This is a genomic window from Zhihengliuella halotolerans (assembly GCF_004217565.1).
Taxonomy (GTDB): domain Bacteria; phylum Actinomycetota; class Actinomycetes; order Actinomycetales; family Micrococcaceae; genus Zhihengliuella; species Zhihengliuella halotolerans.
The window spans coordinates 2,226,077-2,242,076 of the sequence record NZ_SHLA01000001.1 but is presented as its reverse complement, the minus strand read 5'-3'; the positions used below and the strand labels follow the sequence as shown (position 1 = coordinate 2,242,076).

12 protein-coding genes and 1 riboswitch are annotated in these 16,000 nt (G+C 69.4%); of the genes, 9 read left to right on the top strand and 3 right to left on the bottom strand.

What is annotated here, in order from left to right; genetic code table 11:
- The first annotated feature begins 194 nt into the window (after window positions 1-194).
- Window positions 195-1,169, top strand: a complete 975-nt coding sequence (locus tag EV380_RS10190) for a helix-turn-helix domain-containing protein (RefSeq protein ID WP_165391934.1) — start codon at window positions 195-197, stop codon at window positions 1,167-1,169.
- A 110-nt stretch (window positions 1,170-1,279) separates the two neighbouring features.
- On the opposite strand, the gene EV380_RS10185 is transcribed toward EV380_RS10190, so the two are convergent.
- Window positions 1,280-1,939: a DnaJ family domain-containing protein gene (locus tag EV380_RS10185; RefSeq protein WP_130451052.1), complete on the bottom strand. Its 660-nt coding sequence runs from the start codon at window positions 1,937-1,939 to the stop codon at window positions 1,280-1,282.
- A gap of 262 nt (window positions 1,940-2,201) precedes the next feature.
- On the opposite strand from EV380_RS10185, the gene EV380_RS10180 reads away from it, so the two are divergent.
- The 6 genes from EV380_RS10180 (at window position 2,202) to EV380_RS10155 (ending at window position 9,532) form a co-directional block, all read left to right on the top strand.
- On the top strand, window positions 2,202-2,483 hold the full coding sequence (locus tag EV380_RS10180; RefSeq protein ID WP_102157948.1) for an HU family DNA-binding protein: 282 nt from the start codon (window positions 2,202-2,204) through the stop codon (window positions 2,481-2,483).
- 124 nt (window positions 2,484-2,607) lie between these two features.
- The gene (locus tag EV380_RS10175) at window positions 2,608-3,270 is read left to right on the top strand and encodes a copper resistance CopC family protein (protein WP_130451051.1); all 663 of its coding nucleotides are present in this window, start codon (window positions 2,608-2,610) and stop codon (window positions 3,268-3,270) included.
- Window positions 3,271-3,279: 9 nt separating this feature from the next.
- Complete coding sequence (locus EV380_RS10170) at window positions 3,280-5,343, top strand: bifunctional copper resistance protein CopD/cytochrome c oxidase assembly protein (RefSeq protein WP_130451050.1); 2,064 nt, start codon at window positions 3,280-3,282, stop codon at window positions 5,341-5,343.
- The gene (locus tag EV380_RS10165; protein WP_130451049.1) at window positions 5,333-6,139 is read left to right on the top strand and encodes a hypothetical protein; all 807 of its coding nucleotides are present in this window, start codon (window positions 5,333-5,335) and stop codon (window positions 6,137-6,139) included. Before EV380_RS10170 ends, EV380_RS10165 begins: the two co-directional genes overlap by 11 nt.
- A 103-nt stretch (window positions 6,140-6,242) precedes the next feature.
- Complete coding sequence (locus tag EV380_RS10160; RefSeq protein WP_130451048.1) at window positions 6,243-8,171, top strand: NHL domain-containing thioredoxin family protein; 1,929 nt, start codon at window positions 6,243-6,245, stop codon at window positions 8,169-8,171.
- 113 nt (window positions 8,172-8,284) lie between these two features.
- The gene (locus EV380_RS10155) at window positions 8,285-9,532 is read left to right on the top strand and encodes an MFS transporter (protein WP_130451047.1); all 1,248 of its coding nucleotides are present in this window, start codon (window positions 8,285-8,287) and stop codon (window positions 9,530-9,532) included.
- 12 nt (window positions 9,533-9,544) lie between these two features.
- Here the strand turns inward: EV380_RS10155 and EV380_RS10150 are convergent, their stop codons facing one another.
- Both EV380_RS10150 and EV380_RS10145 read right to left on the bottom strand, forming a co-directional pair.
- Window positions 9,545-10,543 carry a hypothetical protein gene (locus tag EV380_RS10150; protein ID WP_130451046.1) on the bottom strand — a complete coding sequence of 333 codons (999 nt, stop codon included), beginning with the start codon at window positions 10,541-10,543 and terminating at the stop codon, window positions 9,545-9,547.
- Between the two features lie 13 nt (window positions 10,544-10,556).
- On the bottom strand, window positions 10,557-12,131 hold the full coding sequence (locus EV380_RS10145) for a helicase HerA-like domain-containing protein (RefSeq protein ID WP_130452181.1): 1,575 nt from the start codon (window positions 12,129-12,131) through the stop codon (window positions 10,557-10,559).
- Between the two features lie 219 nt (window positions 12,132-12,350).
- Window positions 12,351-12,461: riboswitch (SAM riboswitch) on the top strand.
- 93 nt (window positions 12,462-12,554) lie between these two features.
- Between EV380_RS10145 and EV380_RS10140 the strand changes: the two genes are divergently transcribed.
- Together EV380_RS10140 and metE are read left to right on the top strand one after the other, a co-directional pair.
- Entirely contained in the window at window positions 12,555-13,517 is a 963-nt protein-coding gene (locus tag EV380_RS10140; protein ID WP_130451045.1) for a methylenetetrahydrofolate reductase, read from the top strand.
- 48 nt (window positions 13,518-13,565) lie between these two features.
- A complete protein-coding gene (gene metE / locus EV380_RS10135; RefSeq protein ID WP_130451044.1) occupies window positions 13,566-15,926 on the top strand; it encodes a 5-methyltetrahydropteroyltriglutamate--homocysteine S-methyltransferase in 2,361 nt (786 codons plus the stop codon).
- The last annotated feature ends 74 nt before the right edge of the window (window positions 15,927-16,000 follow it).

Genomic DNA, 16,000 nt, shown 5'->3' with positions numbered 1-16,000 from the left:
GCGCCAAGAGCCAGCGCTGCGACGCCAGCTGTTGTTCGTTTGATTCTGGGCATGAGGGCCTTTCGGGGAACATGTGGCGATGTGTGGTTGACAACAATGTGCCAAACTTGAGTTCCAACCACAATGGCGGATAAGTGCCATGGCCACTTTCTGTCATCATTGGGTTCAAAGGCCGATGTCGTAAAGGTGCAATGATGCTGAGTGTGCTGGGACTAACCGAACTGCAAGAGCTGGTCTATCGCCAGCTTGTGGCGATGCCCTCTGCCGCGGCAGAGGACATCGCCGACGAACTGAATGCAGGCCTCGGCGACGTGAGCTTGACCCTGGAATCGTTGGAATCCCTGGGGCTGGTGGCTCGCTCGGTGGCCAAACACGACCATTTCATCGCCTCGCCGCCGGAGCTTGCGTTGGGTTCGCTCATTGTCGAGCGGCAGCAGGATATTCGTCAGGCCGAGCTTGAGCTCCACGCGTTGACCGACTTGTTTCACAAGTCGGCGGCCGGGCGGGTCAGCCTGGATGTCATTGACGTGGTCCGTGGGCCTCAGGCGGTGGCCCAGCACTTCGCGCAGCTGCAGCGTGGAGCCAAGCAGTCGGTATGGGCCATGGTGAAGCCCGATGTGCTGGTTATGGATTCCGCTGAGAACGTGGACGAAGCAGCTGCGATCGCGCGGGGGGTCAACTACCGGGTGATCATCGAGTCACAGGCGCTCAACAAGCCGGGATTCGCCCAACAGGTGGCAACTACCGCGGCTACCGGCGAAGAAATCCGCGTGACCGATGCATTGCCGCTGCGCATGCTGATAGCCGATCAGGAACTGGCCCTGCTTCCGCTCTCCAGCGAAGGGGCCACGAGCAATGAAGTCGGCGCGCTGCTGCTGCGGCGGAGCGGGCTGCTCGATGCCATGTGCGCCCTCTTCGAGTTGTGCTGGCAACGGGCCCAAACGACGTATCTGCCCGCCGAACGGGTAGCCGAACGTCCGGAGCTCGACGGCGCGGACCAGCACCTGCTCGTGCTTCTCCGCGCCGGCTTGACCGACAAGGCAATCGCCGGGCAATTGGGGACGAGCCTGCGCACCGTGCAGCGACGGTTGCAGCTGCTGATGACCAAGGCGGAGGTTGCCACTCGTTTCCAGCTGGGCGTGGCCGCCGCCAGCAAGGAATGGCTCTAAAGGTGTGCATGCGCGCCTAGTGGCAGCGATTGACCCGACGCGGCCATGTCGGGTCGAGCCCAGGGCAACGGCCGGTAGGGCTGTATCCCCCGTCCGGCCGCCATCGGTTCTCAGGCCCAGGGGATCCAGCGGCGCAGACGGCGGGCGCGGCGCTCGGCCCGCTCCCGCTCCTCGAGCTCCGCACGACGCCGGCGCTCATCCTCGGCCGCGGCGGCCTTCTCCTCGCGCCGCTGCCGCCAGAGGCGCACCTCGTCGTCTTCGTCGCGCGTGTCCGTGACCACGGGCGGGCCGCCGAGCAGCTGCCGGCGCGCCTCGACGATCCGGTCGTTGAAGTCCCGCAGCACCTCGCGGACCTGCCGTTCGCCGCCGAGCCCGTCCAGCCGCTCGCGCAACTCGGCGGCCTCCTGACGGAGGGCGATGGCAGGCGGGCCGAGCCCGCTGATGCGCTCGCGCTCGATGAGGCCCTTGATCCACCAGTCGGGGTCGTGGGTGCCGCCCAGGCCGGGCAGCGGCTTGCCGGCGTAGGCCAGGTTGTCGAAGTCGCCGCGGGCTACGGCCTGGTCGATCGCACCGGCCGCGACCTCGCCGACGTCGTCGTGCTCGTGGAACCTGGGGCGGATCTCCGGAGCAGTAGACCCGTCGACGAACTCCGGCGCTGCAGGGCGGCTCTCGAGGTCCTGCTCGTCCCGGTATCGCGCGGCGCGCAGCAGCGGGTCGGTGTCGCGCAGCGGTGGCCTACCGCGCTGCTCGTCGTCGTTTCGTGGTCTCATCGCGCACCTCCTGCACAGGGTGTCTGATGACTCCCAGCCTAGTGTGATCAGGATCAAACCGAAGGGGTCAGGCGGAGAAAACAGGGCCCGAACCTCCGAAAATCCTTGGAATTCCGGGGAAAATCAAAAAAATCCGGCCAAATCGCCGAGATCTGGGCGTGTCAGGGGCCTATGGCTGATAGTTTTCACTCAGAAGTCCCCGCGACCGCGGGGCATCCCGGCCCGTAAGGCCCGGGGGAAGAGCAGTCCAGGAGGACACACATTGGCTATGAACCGTAGTGAGCTTGTTGCAGCTGTCGCCGAGAAGACCGGCAACTCTCAGGTCGCCGTGAACGGCGTTCTGGACGCCGTCTTCGACGCATTCGTCGAGCAGATCTCCCAGGGCGAGAAGGTTTCGATCCCGGGCTGGATGGCTGTCGAGCGCACCGACCGCGCCGCCCGCACCGGCCGCAACCCGCAGACCGGCGAGGCCATCCAGATCCCGGCCGGCCACTCCGTGAAGCTGACCGCCGGCTCCAAGCTGAAGGCCGCTGTCGCCAAGTAAGGGCTCCGCGCCTGTTTTCTTCCCCACACCGGGAAGCCGAAAGGCCCACTCAGTCGTCGCGGCGACCGGGTGGGCCTTTCTACGTGGCGTAGAATAGATACGCCTTCGATCTCGTTAGGACGCCATGATCTTCACCCGGAACACCGCTCGTTCCACCGTGCTGCTCGCCCTCTTCGCCGCGCTGCTCCTGGCCCTCGGCGCCGCGGCCGCGGCCTCACTCGCGGGCGCCCCCGCGGCCCACGCGCACGACCAGCTCCTCTCCACGGATCCAGCCGACGGAGACGCCTTGGAGACCGCCCCCGAGCAGCTGACTCTCACGTTCAGCGGCGAGATTCAGGACATCGGTGCCCGGGTCGACCTCGTCGACGGCGACGGGGCGACCCACGAGACCGAATTCGCCGCGGAGGGTGGCGACTTGGTCGTCACGCCGAACGAGGCGCTGCCGGCCGGGGACTACACGCTCTCCTGGCGTGTCATCTCGAGCGACGGCCATCCGATCGAGGGCACCGTGGACAACGACGGCGCCTTCGGCTTCGAGGTCGCCTCCGGCGGCGACGCCGCGGCCGAGCCAACCCCCGAGCCGAGCGCCTCCTCCTCCTCCTCCTCCTCCTCCTCCTCCTCTGACCCCGCGATGAATCCGGACGAGCCGGCCACGAGCGGCCCGCTCGAACTCGAACTGGACAATGCCAGCGGCTGGGCCGGGCCCGCCGTCGTGATCATCCTCGCGCTCGCCGCGATCGCCGCCGTCGTCGTCGTGATCGCCAAGGTCCGCAAGCAGCAGAAGTAGCCTGGAGCCGTGAAGCCGACGCAACTGACCGTCCCGGCGTTCGCCGCGGGCCTCGTGGCCCTCGTGGCCGCGCTGCTCTACACGGGCGCGGCCGCGGCCGGCACGCTCGCCGACCCCGGCGCTGTGACCCGCTGGGGCCTGCCGCTGGCCCGCACCGTGCACCACACGGCGATGGCGACGAGCATTGGCGCCCTGGTCTTCGCCGCGGCGATCCTGCCGCGCGGGCTCAAGCCGACCCGCGCCGACGCCGACGCCGGCGGAGCACATCCCGCGTTCGAGAGGGCGATGAACGTGGCCGCCGGCGCCGCCACGGTCTGGACGCTGTCCGCGGCGGCCGTTCTCGTGCTCACGTTCTCCGACGTCTCCGGCCTGCCCGTCGCCGCCTCCGACGCGTACACGAGCGGCATGCTCGACTTCATCCTCAACATCGGCACCGGCCAGGCGTGGGCGTGGATGATCGTCATCGCGGCGATCACGGCCACCTGGGCGTTCGGGGTCCGTGCGCCCGCGGGCATCGGCCTCGGCGCCGTGTTCGCGATGATCGGGATCCTTCCGCTCTCGCTTATCGGTCACGCCGGCGGCGCCGACGACCACTGGGCTGCCGTCAACGGCATGCTGCTGCACCTCGCGGGCGTGTGCCTCTGGGTCGGCGGCATCGCGGTGCTCGCGTGTCTGGCCGGGACGCTGGACGTGCCCGCGCCGGGCCGCGCCCCCGGCGCCGGGAAGCAGACGACGCCGGTGCTCACCGGCGTCGTGCTGCGTCGGTTCTCGTGGCTCGCGACGGTAGCCATCCTGCTCGTCGCGGTCTCCGGTGTCATCAGCGCCGCGCTGCGCGTCAGCGAGCCCTCCGACCTGACGACGCCGTACGGCATGCTCATCGTCGTCAAGACCGCGCTGACCCTGCTGCTGGCGGCGCTCGGCTGGATGCATCGCCAGCTGACGATCCCGCACCTGCTCGCCGGCAAGCTGACGGCCGCGAAGGCCGCCTGGCGGATCGTCGGCGTCGAGGCGGCCATCATGGCGGTCGTCATGGCGGTCGCGGCCGTGCTCGGCCGGACGGCACCGCCGGTTCCGCAGCTCGAGCCCGAGAGCCCCAGCCCCGCCCGCTACCTCACCGGCTACGAGCTGCCGGGCGAGCTGACGGCCAGCTCATGGGTGACGGAGTGGCGCTTCGACTGGCTGTGGGTCGCCATCGTCGCGATCCTCGCCGCGTTCTACGTGATCGGTTTCGTCACCGTCCGCCGCCGCGGGGACAGCTGGCCCGTGATCCGCCTGGTCTGCTGGTTCGTCGGCCTGGCCGCGCTGTTCTACATCACCTCGGGCGTCCTCGCGGTCTACGGGATGGTGCTCTTCTCCTCCCACATGATCGGGCACATGGCCCTGACGATGGTCGCCCCGTTCTTCCTCGTCATCGGTGCGCCGGTCACGCTCGCGCTCAAGGCGGTTCCGGCGCGCACCGACGGCACCCGGGGCCCGCGCGAGTGGATCCTCGCGATCGTGCACTCGTGGTTCTCCAAGCTCGTCACCAACCCGCTCTTCGCCGCCGCGAACTTCGCTGGCTCGATCATCATCTTCTACAACACCGACCTCTTCTACTTCGCGCTCTCCGAGCACGTCGGGCACGAGCTGATGAACGTGCACTTCCTGCTCACCGGCTACATCTTCGCGCTGAACATGATCGGATCGGACCCGCTGCCGCGCCGGGCGCCGTACCCGTTCCGACTGGTGATCCTCCTGGCCACGATGAGCTTTCACGCCTTCTACGGGGTCTCCATCATGAGCAGCGAGTCCCTCATGCAGGCCTCCTGGTTCGGCAACATGGGCCGTGAATGGGGCGCGAGCCCGATGGAGGACCAGAAGTTCGGCGCGGGCGCGATGTGGGGGATCGGAGAGGTGCCGACCCTGCTGCTCGCGCTCGGGGTGATGTTCCAGTGGAGCCGCTCCTCGGAGCGCGAGGCCAAGCGCACGGACCGCAAGGCGGAACGGGACGACGACGCCGAGCTCGCCGCGTATAACGCGATGTTCAGCCAGCTCAAGGAACACGACGAGAAACGAGACATCCGTGGCCGCTGACCGTGAGAAAAGAGGCGCATACGCCGCCGCGGCCGTTGTCGCGCTGGCCCTGCTGACCGCCTGCGGCGGGCCTGCCGAGATGCCCGACGACGCCGCCCACGCGCCCGCGAGCGACTCGCCGGCCGCCGAGGGCCCAAACGACGATCGCGCCGTGACGACGCCGCGCGTAGCGGTGGCAGCTGGCGTGCTGCAGGCGGCCGGGCTGGGATTCGATCTCTCCTCCGAGGCGACGAGCGCCCAGCTAGAGCAACTGCGCGAGGACCCGGCGGACCCGATGGCCGGGGTGGTCGTGGCGCCGTCGTCGTGCGCGGAACCGCTGGAGCAGATGAACTGGTCACCCACGCTCGTGGCGGACTCCGCCGAGGAGGCCGCACTGACCCAGTTCCGCAACGAGGATGTCGCCGCGATCGGCTCACTCGAGGTCGCCCGGATCGATGACCGCGAGGGGTTGGACGCGCACTACGCGACCGTGCGGACGCTCCTGGACGAGTGCTCGACGGTGACGCTGAACCTGCAGCGTCCCGGTGACGACGGGGCGGTGGTGCCGACCAGCGGGCCGCTCAAGCACAGCGAGCCGGAGACCGGGTATGAGACGGATTCGGCCGTGTTCTGGTCGTTGCTGCCGAACCACGATCAGCAGCAGCAGTCCCTCGTGCTCATCCGGGAGGCCGGCGACTACGTCGCCATGGTGTCCTTCACCGGGCCCGAGAACATCTCCGACCCCGAGTTCACCCAGATGGCCGAGTCAGTCCTGGAGATCACGGTGCTCGAGCTCGAGGCGCAGCAGGAACGGTAGTCCGCCGCCGGTCTCGCGCCGTCATCGACCCCGGCGCGGGAATGAACGCAGGCGATAATGGGTTGTCCCAGCCAGACGTCAGCCGACACAGAGGAGTCCCCTGGTGACCGAGATCAGCACTGAATCCGTCCGCGCGAACGTCAAGGTTCGCGCCTCCGAACTGGTGGGCCGCAATTGGCTGAACACCGGAGGCGAGACGGTCACCTTGCAGGACCTGCGCGGCAAGATCGTCGTGCTCGACTTCTGGACGTTCTGCTGCATCAACTGCCTGCACGTCATCGACGAGCTGCGCCCGCTCGAGGAGAAGTACCAGGACGAGCTCGTGATCGTCGGCGTGCACTCGCCCAAGTTCGAGCACGAGGCCGACCCCGTCGCCCTCGCCGCCGCCGTCGAACGCTACGAGATCCACCACCCCGTCCTCGACGACCCCGAGCTGGCGACGTGGGAGGCCTACGCCGCCCGCGCGTGGCCGACGCTGGCCGTGATCGACCCCGAGGGCTACCTCGTGGCCAACCTCTCCGGCGAGGGCCACGCCAACGGGCTCGACGTTCTCATCGGCGAGCTCATCGCGGAGCACGAGGGCAAAGGCACACTGCACCGGGGGGACGGACCCTACGTGGCCCCACCCGCTCGGGAAGGCGATCTGCGCTTCCCGGGCAAGGTCGTCGCGCTGGACAATGGCAACTTCCTCGTCGGCGACTCCGGCCACCACCGCCTCGTCGAGCTCGCGTCCGACCTGAGTACCGTCGTGCGCACCATCGGCGAAGGGACCAAGGGCCACGCCGACGGCGGCGCCGCGACCGCGCGCTTCAACGAGCCCCAAGGCCTCGTCGTCCTGCCGGCGGCCGTGGCGGGCGAGGTGGGCTACGACGTCGTCGTCGCGGACACGGTCAACCACCGCCTGCGCGGGGTGAACCTGGAGACTGGGGCGGTGATCACGCTCGCCGGCAACGGCGTGCAGCGCTTGCTCGATTCCGAGCGCTCACGCGAGAGCGGGGGAGAGGAGCCGCGCGAGCTCGGGGCGGACCCGTTGAACACGTCGCTGTCCTCGCCGTGGGACGTCGTCTGGTCCGAGAAGGCCGGCGCCCTGATCGTTGCCATGGCCGGAACGCACCAGATCTTCTCCTTCGACCCCCGAACAGGCGCGCTGGCCGTGTTCGCCGGGACCGGCCTCGAAGGCTTGCAGGACGGCTCGGCGGCTGAGGCGTGGTTCGCCCAGTCCTCCGGCCTCGCGACGGACGCTGCCGGAGACCTCTGGATCGCGGACTCGGAGACGTCGGCGCTGCGCCGGATCGCCTTCGACGACGACGGGGCCGCCGCGGCCGTCGAGACCGCGATCGGCGCCGGCCTCTTCGATTTCGGGTTCCGCGACGGCGCCGCCGACCAGGCGCGCCTGCAGCACCCGCTCGGCGTGGCCGTGCTGCCCGACGGTTCCGTGGCGATCGCCGACACCTACAACGGCGCCGTGCGCCGCTACGATCCGGCCGCCAAAACCGTCTCGACGCTGGCCCGCGGCCTCGCCGAGCCGTCCGATGTGCTGCTCGACGCCTCCGTCGCCGGCGACCCCGTGCTGCTCGTCGTCGAGACGAACCAGCACCGACTGGTCCGGCTGCCGCTGCCGAAGGAGGCGCTCACCGTCGACGAGGGCGCCTCGCAGACTCAGCGGCCGAAGACGCCCGTCGCGCCGGGTGAGCACGGGATCGTCGTCCGCTTCTCCGCGCCGAAGGGGCAGAAGCTCGACGACCGGTGGGGCGACCCGACGCAGCTGAAGATCTCGTCGTCGCCCGAGGAGCTCCTGCTCGACGGCGCGGGCACGTCGGTGGGGCTGACCCGCACGCTCACTCTCGATCCGGAGGTCGGCGACGGCATCCTGCACATCACCGCCCGCGCGGCAGCCTGCGACGGCGAGCCCGGCGGGGAGATCCCCGACCACGCGGCCTGCCACCTCTACCAGCAGGACTGGGGCATTCCCGTCGCCTTCGCCGCCGACGGCGCGACGGAACTCGTCCTGGACCTGCGCGGACTGGACTGAGCGCGGCTCGAGTGTGACGCCCACCCTAGTAGTTGTGATGAGCAACTACTAGGGTGGGGTGCGTTAACCCGCCGTTCACGTCAGTCAGGAGCGTGCCACCAGACGTGCCGAACATGTTCAGAGCTTTGAAGAGCCCGAACTACCGCCTGTGGGTGGCCGGGGCGCTGGTCTCCAATATCGGCACGTGGATGCAGCGGGTCGCCCAGGACTGGCTGGTGCTCACCGAGCTCACGGACAACAGCGGCACGGCCGTCGGGATCACGACCGGCCTGCAGTTCCTGCCCATCCTGTTCCTCGGCGCATGGGCGGGGCTCGTGGCCGACCGCTACGACAAGCGCCGCCTCCTGCTGCTGACGCAGACCGTCATGGGCCTGACCGCACTCGCACTCGGCCTGCTCGTGTTCCTCGGTGTCGCTCAGCTGTGGCACGTCTACGTGATCGCCCTCGTCCTGGGCGTCGCGAGCGCCTTCGACGCACCGGCCAGGCAGGCGTTCGTTTCGGAGGTCGTGGCCAAGCCGGACATCCCCAACGCCGTGGCGCTCAACAGCGCCTCCTTCAACGTCGCCCGCCTGGCCGGCCCCGGCCTCGCGGGCCTGCTCATCGCCTGGGTCGGCACTGCGCCGGCGTTCATGATCAACGCGGCGAGTTTCGTGGCGGTGCTGATCGGCATCTGGCGGATGGACGTCTCAGCCCTGAACCGCAGCGCCCCGGTGCCCCGCGGGAAGCGGCAGATCCGGGAGGGGCTCGCCTACGTCAGGGGGCGCCCGGACCTTGTGGTCATCCTGGTCATGGCGTTCCTCGTGGGCACGTTCGGTTTCAATTTCCAGATCACCAACGCCATGATGGCCACCACCGTGTTCAACCGGGGCCCCACCGAGTACGGCGTGCTGGGCTCGCTCGTCGCCGTCGGGACCCTCGCGGCGGCGATCCTCGCGGCCGCCCGCGGCCGGTTCCGGATGCGCTACCTCATCGGCGGGGCCATCGGGTTCGGCGTCGCCGGGCTCGCCGCGAGCCTGATGCCGTCGTTCTGGTGGTACGCCGCGCTGCTGGTCCTGGTGGGGTTGACCGCGGTGACGTTCCTGAACAGTTGCAACACGTCGATCCAGCTCTCGGTGCAGCCGCGCTTCCGCGGCCGTGTCCTGGCGCTCTACATGGCGGTGGTCCAGGGCGGAACGCCGATCGGCGCCCCGCTCGTCGGCTGGATCGGCGACGTGCTCGGCCCCCGCTGGGCCGTGGGGCTGGGTGCGGGCATCGCGCTGGTCGCCGGGCTCTGGGCGCTCTACCTCGTGCTGCGGGGCCGGTTCGAGATCCGCGACGACAACCCGCCCACCGGTGCGCTGCCGGTGACGAAGACCGACTGAGTCCGCCGGTCGCTACTCGACGACGACGGGTGTCACCGAGACCTTCGACGACGATAAGTCTAGGTTGGCCGTGAAGGTATACGTCTCGTCGACGTCGACCTCCGTCGTCACGCCCGTCGCGAGATCCTGCTCGACAAGTTCGAGGTTCACCTCGACCTCGAGCGGGCGCAGCACCCATCCGCCGTCGAACGCGGTGATCTCGACATCGGGGTACTCGGTGATCTCCCAGTCGATCGTGGCCGGGTCCACCCGGGCGCCCGTGTCGTAGGCCAGGGGACAGCCGGTCGGCATCAGCACCTGCTGCTCGGCGCACCCGTCCAGGTACCCACGCAGCTTCCCGGCGACTTCCTCGGTGAGGGCCTCGGTCGGCTCGGAGACCAGTCGCAGGGGTTCGTCGGTGTCGTCGGAGTCATCGACGATCCTGGTCGTCTCGCCGGCCCGGAAGTACTCCTCCTCGAACGAGGCGGTCACCACCGCCGGTGGCAGCACCGGGAACTTCTGCTCGCCCGCGGCTACCGGCGATTCGACGCCGTTGACGAGAATGTCGGTGGTGTTCGCAGCGTGCACCGTGAGGACGGGCAGCTTGCCCATCTCGATCTGCCACTGATCGAAGAACAGCCAGTCGCGCCCGGTACGCATCAGCCGGAAGTCTGTGTGGTGCTGGCGGCCGCCGACGTTGTACGAGACGCGGACCGTGGCACGGTCGTCCTCCCGGGAAGTCTCCTCGATCGTGTAGTCGCCGAGGGCGGCGGCCGATGCCCGTAGCGGGCCACCGGAGAGCATCAGCCCGTTGCCGTCGGGAGCTTCCAGACCGAGGTGGCCGAGCGCGGTTGCGCCGTCGCCGGCGACGAGCGTTTGCACGTAGTCGTCGACCGCGGGAGTGGGGCCGAACACTCGTGCGTTGGTGACCGCGATCGCCATGGCGCCGGCGACGAGAACGACCATGAGCGCCATGACCCAGATGGCCGCGACTCTGACGAGATCCGAGCCGGTGCGAGACGATTTTTCCACGGATGACACGTTATCAGCGGCGGCGGCGACGGGTGCCGAAGAGCCCGCGCACGATCTCTTTGCCGAGGATCCCGGCGACCTTCACCGCGGCGTCGACCATCGGATTCTCCTGGCTGTTCGTGCGCGAGGCCGGGCGCGAGCCGGTGCCCCGCGGAGCCGGCCGGGAGGCGGCCCGGCCGGTCGACTCCGGACGACGACGGCTGTCGTCGGGGCGCTCGGGGGCGCCCGCCCGGGCCTTGTCTGCGGCGAGTTTCTCGAAGGCCGATTCCCGGTCCTCGGCGGTCCCGTAGGCCTCGAGCAGCGGCGAAGCCGCCACGACCTCGTCGACGACGTCGGCCGCCGAGGCGCCCATGTGCGATCGGGGGGAGAACATGCGCGTCCACGCGACCGGGGTCGGGGCCCCCTTCTCGTTCATGACCGTGATGATCGCCTCGCCGGTGCCGGCGGCCGTGATGGCCTCCTCGAGGTCGTAGTCGGAGAGCGGGAACGTGGAGGCGGTGGCCCGCAGGGCCTTCGCGTCGGCGGGGGTGAACGCGCGCAGCGCGTGCTGGACGCGATTGGCAAGCTGGCCCAGCACCTCGGCCGGCACGTCCTGCGGGGTCTGGGTGACGAAGAAGACCCCGACGCCCTTGGAACGGATCAGCCGCACCGTCGTCGTGATGGAGTCCATGAACGCCTTCGAGGCGTCCTTGAACAGCAGGTGGGCTTCGTCGAGGAAGAAGACCAGCTTGGGTTTGTCGGCATCGCCGACCTCGGGCAGTTCCTCGAAGAGGTCCGCGAGCAGCCACATCAGGAACGTGGAGAAGAGCAGCGGCTGCTGCAGCAGGGTCGGCAGTTCCAGGCACGAGATCACGCCGCGACCGTCGTCGGCAGTGCGCAGCAATTCGGCCGAGTCGAACTCGGGGGCACCGAAGAAGCGGTCCCCGCCCTGCGTCTCGAGGGTGACGAGGTTGCGCAGGATCACACCCGCTGTGGCCTTGTTCAGCCCGCCGAGTTCGGCGAGGTCTGCTTTGCCTGCATCGCTTGTCAGGTGCGTGATGACGGCACGCAGATCCTTGAGGTCGTCGAGCTCGAGGTCTTTCTTGTCCGCGTAGTGGAAGACGAGCAGGAGCGAGGACTCCTGCGTTTCGTTCAGGCCGAGCACGCGCGCGAGCAGGAGCGGTCCGAACGAGGAGAGGGTCGCGCGGACCGGAACGCCGGTCCCGTCGCCGCCCAGGCAGAGGTAGTCGACGGGGTAGGTCCGCGGTTCCCAGTCCATGCCGACCGAAGCCGTGCGTTCGAGCAGCTTGGGTGAGCCGGTTCCCGCAGTGGAGAGGCCGGTGAGATCACCCTTGATGTCGGCGAGGAACGTGGGCACTCCGGCCTCGGAGAGCTGCTCGGCCATGACCTGCAGGGTGATGGTCTTGCCCGTTCCCGTCGCGCCGGCCACGAGTCCGTGACGGTTCATCATCTGCAGCGGGAGCCCCACTCGGGCGTCCGGGAAGACCTCGCCGTCGACGAGTGCCGCCCCCAGATCCAGTGAGCTGCCGTCGAAGGCGTATCCGGCGGCGATCGTTGCTGCGCGTTCAGCGGGTGACTTCTGTGCCATGGCACCACAGTAGTCGGCACAGACGCGCCCGGGGGAGAGCACGCCGTCGTTGCGCTGCGTCATCACCGCGTCTTGTGACGCCCTTGAGTCTTGTGTGACGCGGAAACCCGTGAAACATTCCGCAGCATTCAGTCACCTGCTGTCATGTGCAGCTCTGTGAAGCACCGGAAGTCTGCGCACTTGTGCCCGCGGTGCCGGTGGGCTCACGATGGATATACCAACCCATCAAGAGCGGCCGAGAGATCTGGATCGACGACGCCGCAGCAACCATCCGATGGACCCGGCCTGTGCCGGGGCTCGGAACGGTGCTACCGCCAGAAGCGATGGAGACGCATCCACGTCGTCCACGCCCTCGGTCGTATCCCGGCCGGTCACGGGCGTTTTTCGTGGTGTCCTCCTTCGCGAATCCAGCGAGGAGATGAAATGACAGAACACGCGGCGACAGCGCCAGCGTTGTCCTACGAGCTCTATCCGCCGCGCAACGAGCAGGCCAAGTCGACGATCGTCGACGTCATCGCGGAGCTCGAGGCCAGCGCCCCGGACTACGTGTCCGTGACCTACAACGGGACCCCGGAACGCCGGCGGGCCTCTGTCGAACTGATCGGTCACCTGATCGAGCACACCCGCCTGCGCCCGCTGGCCCACCTGACGTGCGTCGGGGAGACCCGCGAATCGCTCGACCGCCTCGTCAACCACCTCGTGGCGCTGGGTGTCCGCGGTGTCCTGGCGCTGCGCGGCGACAAGCCCGAAGGCGATGATCCGAGCTCGCACGGCGAGTTGCCCTTCGCCCGATACCTCGTGGAACTGATCCGCGATGTCGAGAACCGCCGCTCCGCCTCGCTGGCCGCCGGACGACTCGCGATCGGCGTGGCCGCCTACCCGAAGCGCCACCCGGAATCGCCGTCGTTCCGTCACGACATCGAGGTGCTGCTCGCCAAGGAGCGGGCCGGCGCCAACTTCGCCATCACCCAGATCTACTTCGACCGGACCGACTACGCGAACCTGGTCCGCCAGGCCCGCGCGGCCGGCGTCACGATTCCGATCGTCCCGGGCATCATGCCGGTGAATAACGAGCGCCGACTGCTGCGGCTGTGCGAACTCTCGGGCCTGGCCCCCGACGAGGAGCTGCGCTCACGGCTCGCCGGCGCCTCCACTGACGCCGAGCGTCACCGCATCGGCGTCGGGCACGCGGCAGAGCTGGCGCAGGCCGCGTTCGACGACGGCGCCCCCGGACTGCACCTGTACACGTTCAACGACGCCCGCAGCCCGCTCGACGTCGTCGACGCCCTGCAGCTGACCGGTGCCGGCACGGCCGACGCCCGCGAAGGCGCCGAGTACGGCGACGCCAACGCCCTCCAGGCCGCGGCCCACCTCGCGCACGCCTGAACACCCCCACAGATTTCACGACTCAACGAACCACTGAGGAGCAACACCATGAGCACGACTGATTTCCCGAACGCCACCATTCTCGGTTACCCGCGCATCGGCCCGAACCGCGAACTGAAGAAGGCCGTCGAGTCCTACTGGAAGGGCGCCAGCACCTACGCCGAGCTCAACGCCGCGGCGGAGGCCCTGCAGGACCGCACGATCGACCGCCTCGTCGAGCTGGGCCTCTCGGCCTCGGACTCCTCGATCCCGGCCGACTTCGCCCTCTACGACCAGGTGCTCGACACCACGGCCGCCCTCGGCGCGCTGCCGACGCGCTTCGCCGACCTGGCCGGCACCGACGGCGAGGTCGACACCGACGCCTACTTCACGCTGGCCCGCGGCGACAAGGAGCGCCAGCCGCTCGAGATGACCAAGTGGTTCGACACCAACTACCACTACCTGGTCCCGGAGATCGGCCCGACCACCACGTTCCGCGCCCTCGCCGACCGCCTCGCCGGCATCGTCCAGCGCCAGTCGGCCCGCGGCAACACGCTGCGCCCGGTTCTCGTCGGCCCCGTGACCTACCTGCTGCTGTCCAAGCCGGAGGAGGGGGCGCCGGAGGGCTTCGACCCGCTCGACCGCCTGGACGACGCCGTCGCCGCCTACCGCGGCATCCTCGCGCAGCTGGCCGCCGCCGGCGCCGAGTGGGTCCAGTTCGACGAGCCGGGCCTCGTCACCGAGCGCGGCAGCGCGCTCGTCCCGCTGGCAGAGAAGGCTTACGCCGCCCTCGCCGGCGACAAGGAGTACGACGGCGTCGCACGCCCGTCGCTGCTCGTCACCACGGGCTACGGCACCGCCGGCGACATCGCGGCTCCGGGCTCCGGTCTGGCCGCGCTGGCCGCGGCCGGCGTCGAGGCCGTGCACGCCGACCTGATCCGCGGCGAGGTCCCGGCCGCCGAGCAGCTGGCCGCCCTCGGCGAGACCCGCTTCGTCGCCGGCGTCGTGGACGGCCGCAACATCTGGCGCAACGACCTCGCCGCCTCGCTGCGCACCCTCGTGTCCCTCGAGGCGTCCGTGCCGGGGACCATCTCCGTGGCCACGACCACCTCGCTGCAGCACGTCCCGCACGACGTGGCGCTCGAGCAGAACCTGCCGGAGCACCTGCCGGGCTGGCTCGCTTTCGCCGACCAGAAGGTCGCCGAGGTCCTCACCTTGTCGAAGGGCCTGTCCGCAGGCTCGGCCGCCGTCGAGGCCGAGATCGCCGCCTCCGACGCCGCGATCGAGCACCGCGCCTCGTTCGCCGGCACCCGCGTGGAGTCGGTCCGGCAGCGCCAGGCCGCCCTGACCGAACAGGACTTCACCCGCGCCCCGTCCGCGGTGCGCGACGAGGCCCAGAAGGCGCGCCTGGGCCTGCCGGACCTGCCGACCACGACGATCGGTTCCTTCCCGCAGACCGGTGAGGTCCGCAAGGCCCGAGCCGAGTTCCGCGCCGGCAAGATCACCGCGGACCAGTACGACGAGTTCCTCAAGGCCGAGATCGCCCGCGTGGTCGAACTCCAGGAAGGGCTGGGACTCGACGTGCTCGTGCACGGCGAGCCCGAGCGCAACGACATGGTCCAGTACTTCGCCGAGAACTTCGACGGCTTCTCCGAGACCGTCAACGGCTGGGTCCAGTCCTACGGTTCGCGCTGTACTCGCCCGTCGATCCTCTGGGGCGACGTGACCCGCCCGGAGGCCTTCACGGTGCCGTGGACCAGCTACGCGCAGTCCCTGACCGCGAAGCCGATGAAGGGCATGCTCACGGGCCCGGTGACGATCCTCGCGTGGTCGTTCGTCCGCAACGACCAGCCGCTCGGCGAAACCGCCGACCAGGTGGCTCTGGCCCTGCGCGACGAGATCGCCGACCTGGAGGAGGCCGGCACGGCCATCATCCAGGTGGACGAGCCGGCACTGCGCGAGCTGCTGCCGCTGCGCGCCGCCGATCAGCCGGCGTACCTGAAGTGGTCGGTCGAGTCCTTCCGTCTCGCCACCTCGGGTGTGCGGACCGACACGCAGATCCACACGCACCTGTGCTACTCGGAGTTCGGCGAGGTCATCGCCGGCATCGACGGCCTAGCCGCGGACGTGACGAGCATCGAGGCCGCCCGCTCCAAGATGGAGGTCGCGGCAGACCTCGCCGAGTTCGGCTTCGGTCGCGGCGTTGGCCCGGGCGTCTACGACATCCACTCGCCGCGCGTGCCGTCCGTCGAGGAGGTCGAGTCCCTGATTCAGACCGCCGTGGCCAGCGTCCCGGTCCCGCAGCTCTGGATCAACCCGGACTGCGGTCTGAAGACCCGCGCGTACGAGGAGACCGTCGAGTCGCTGCGCAACGTCGTCACCGCCACCGAATCGGCCCGCGCTGCGCTGCTGGCCGACGTCACGGCCTAACCACGGCCAACGCCGGGGCCTCGTCCCCGGCCCTCCCGGCGGCGGGAGGATCCCGTCCTCCCGCCGCCGGCCGC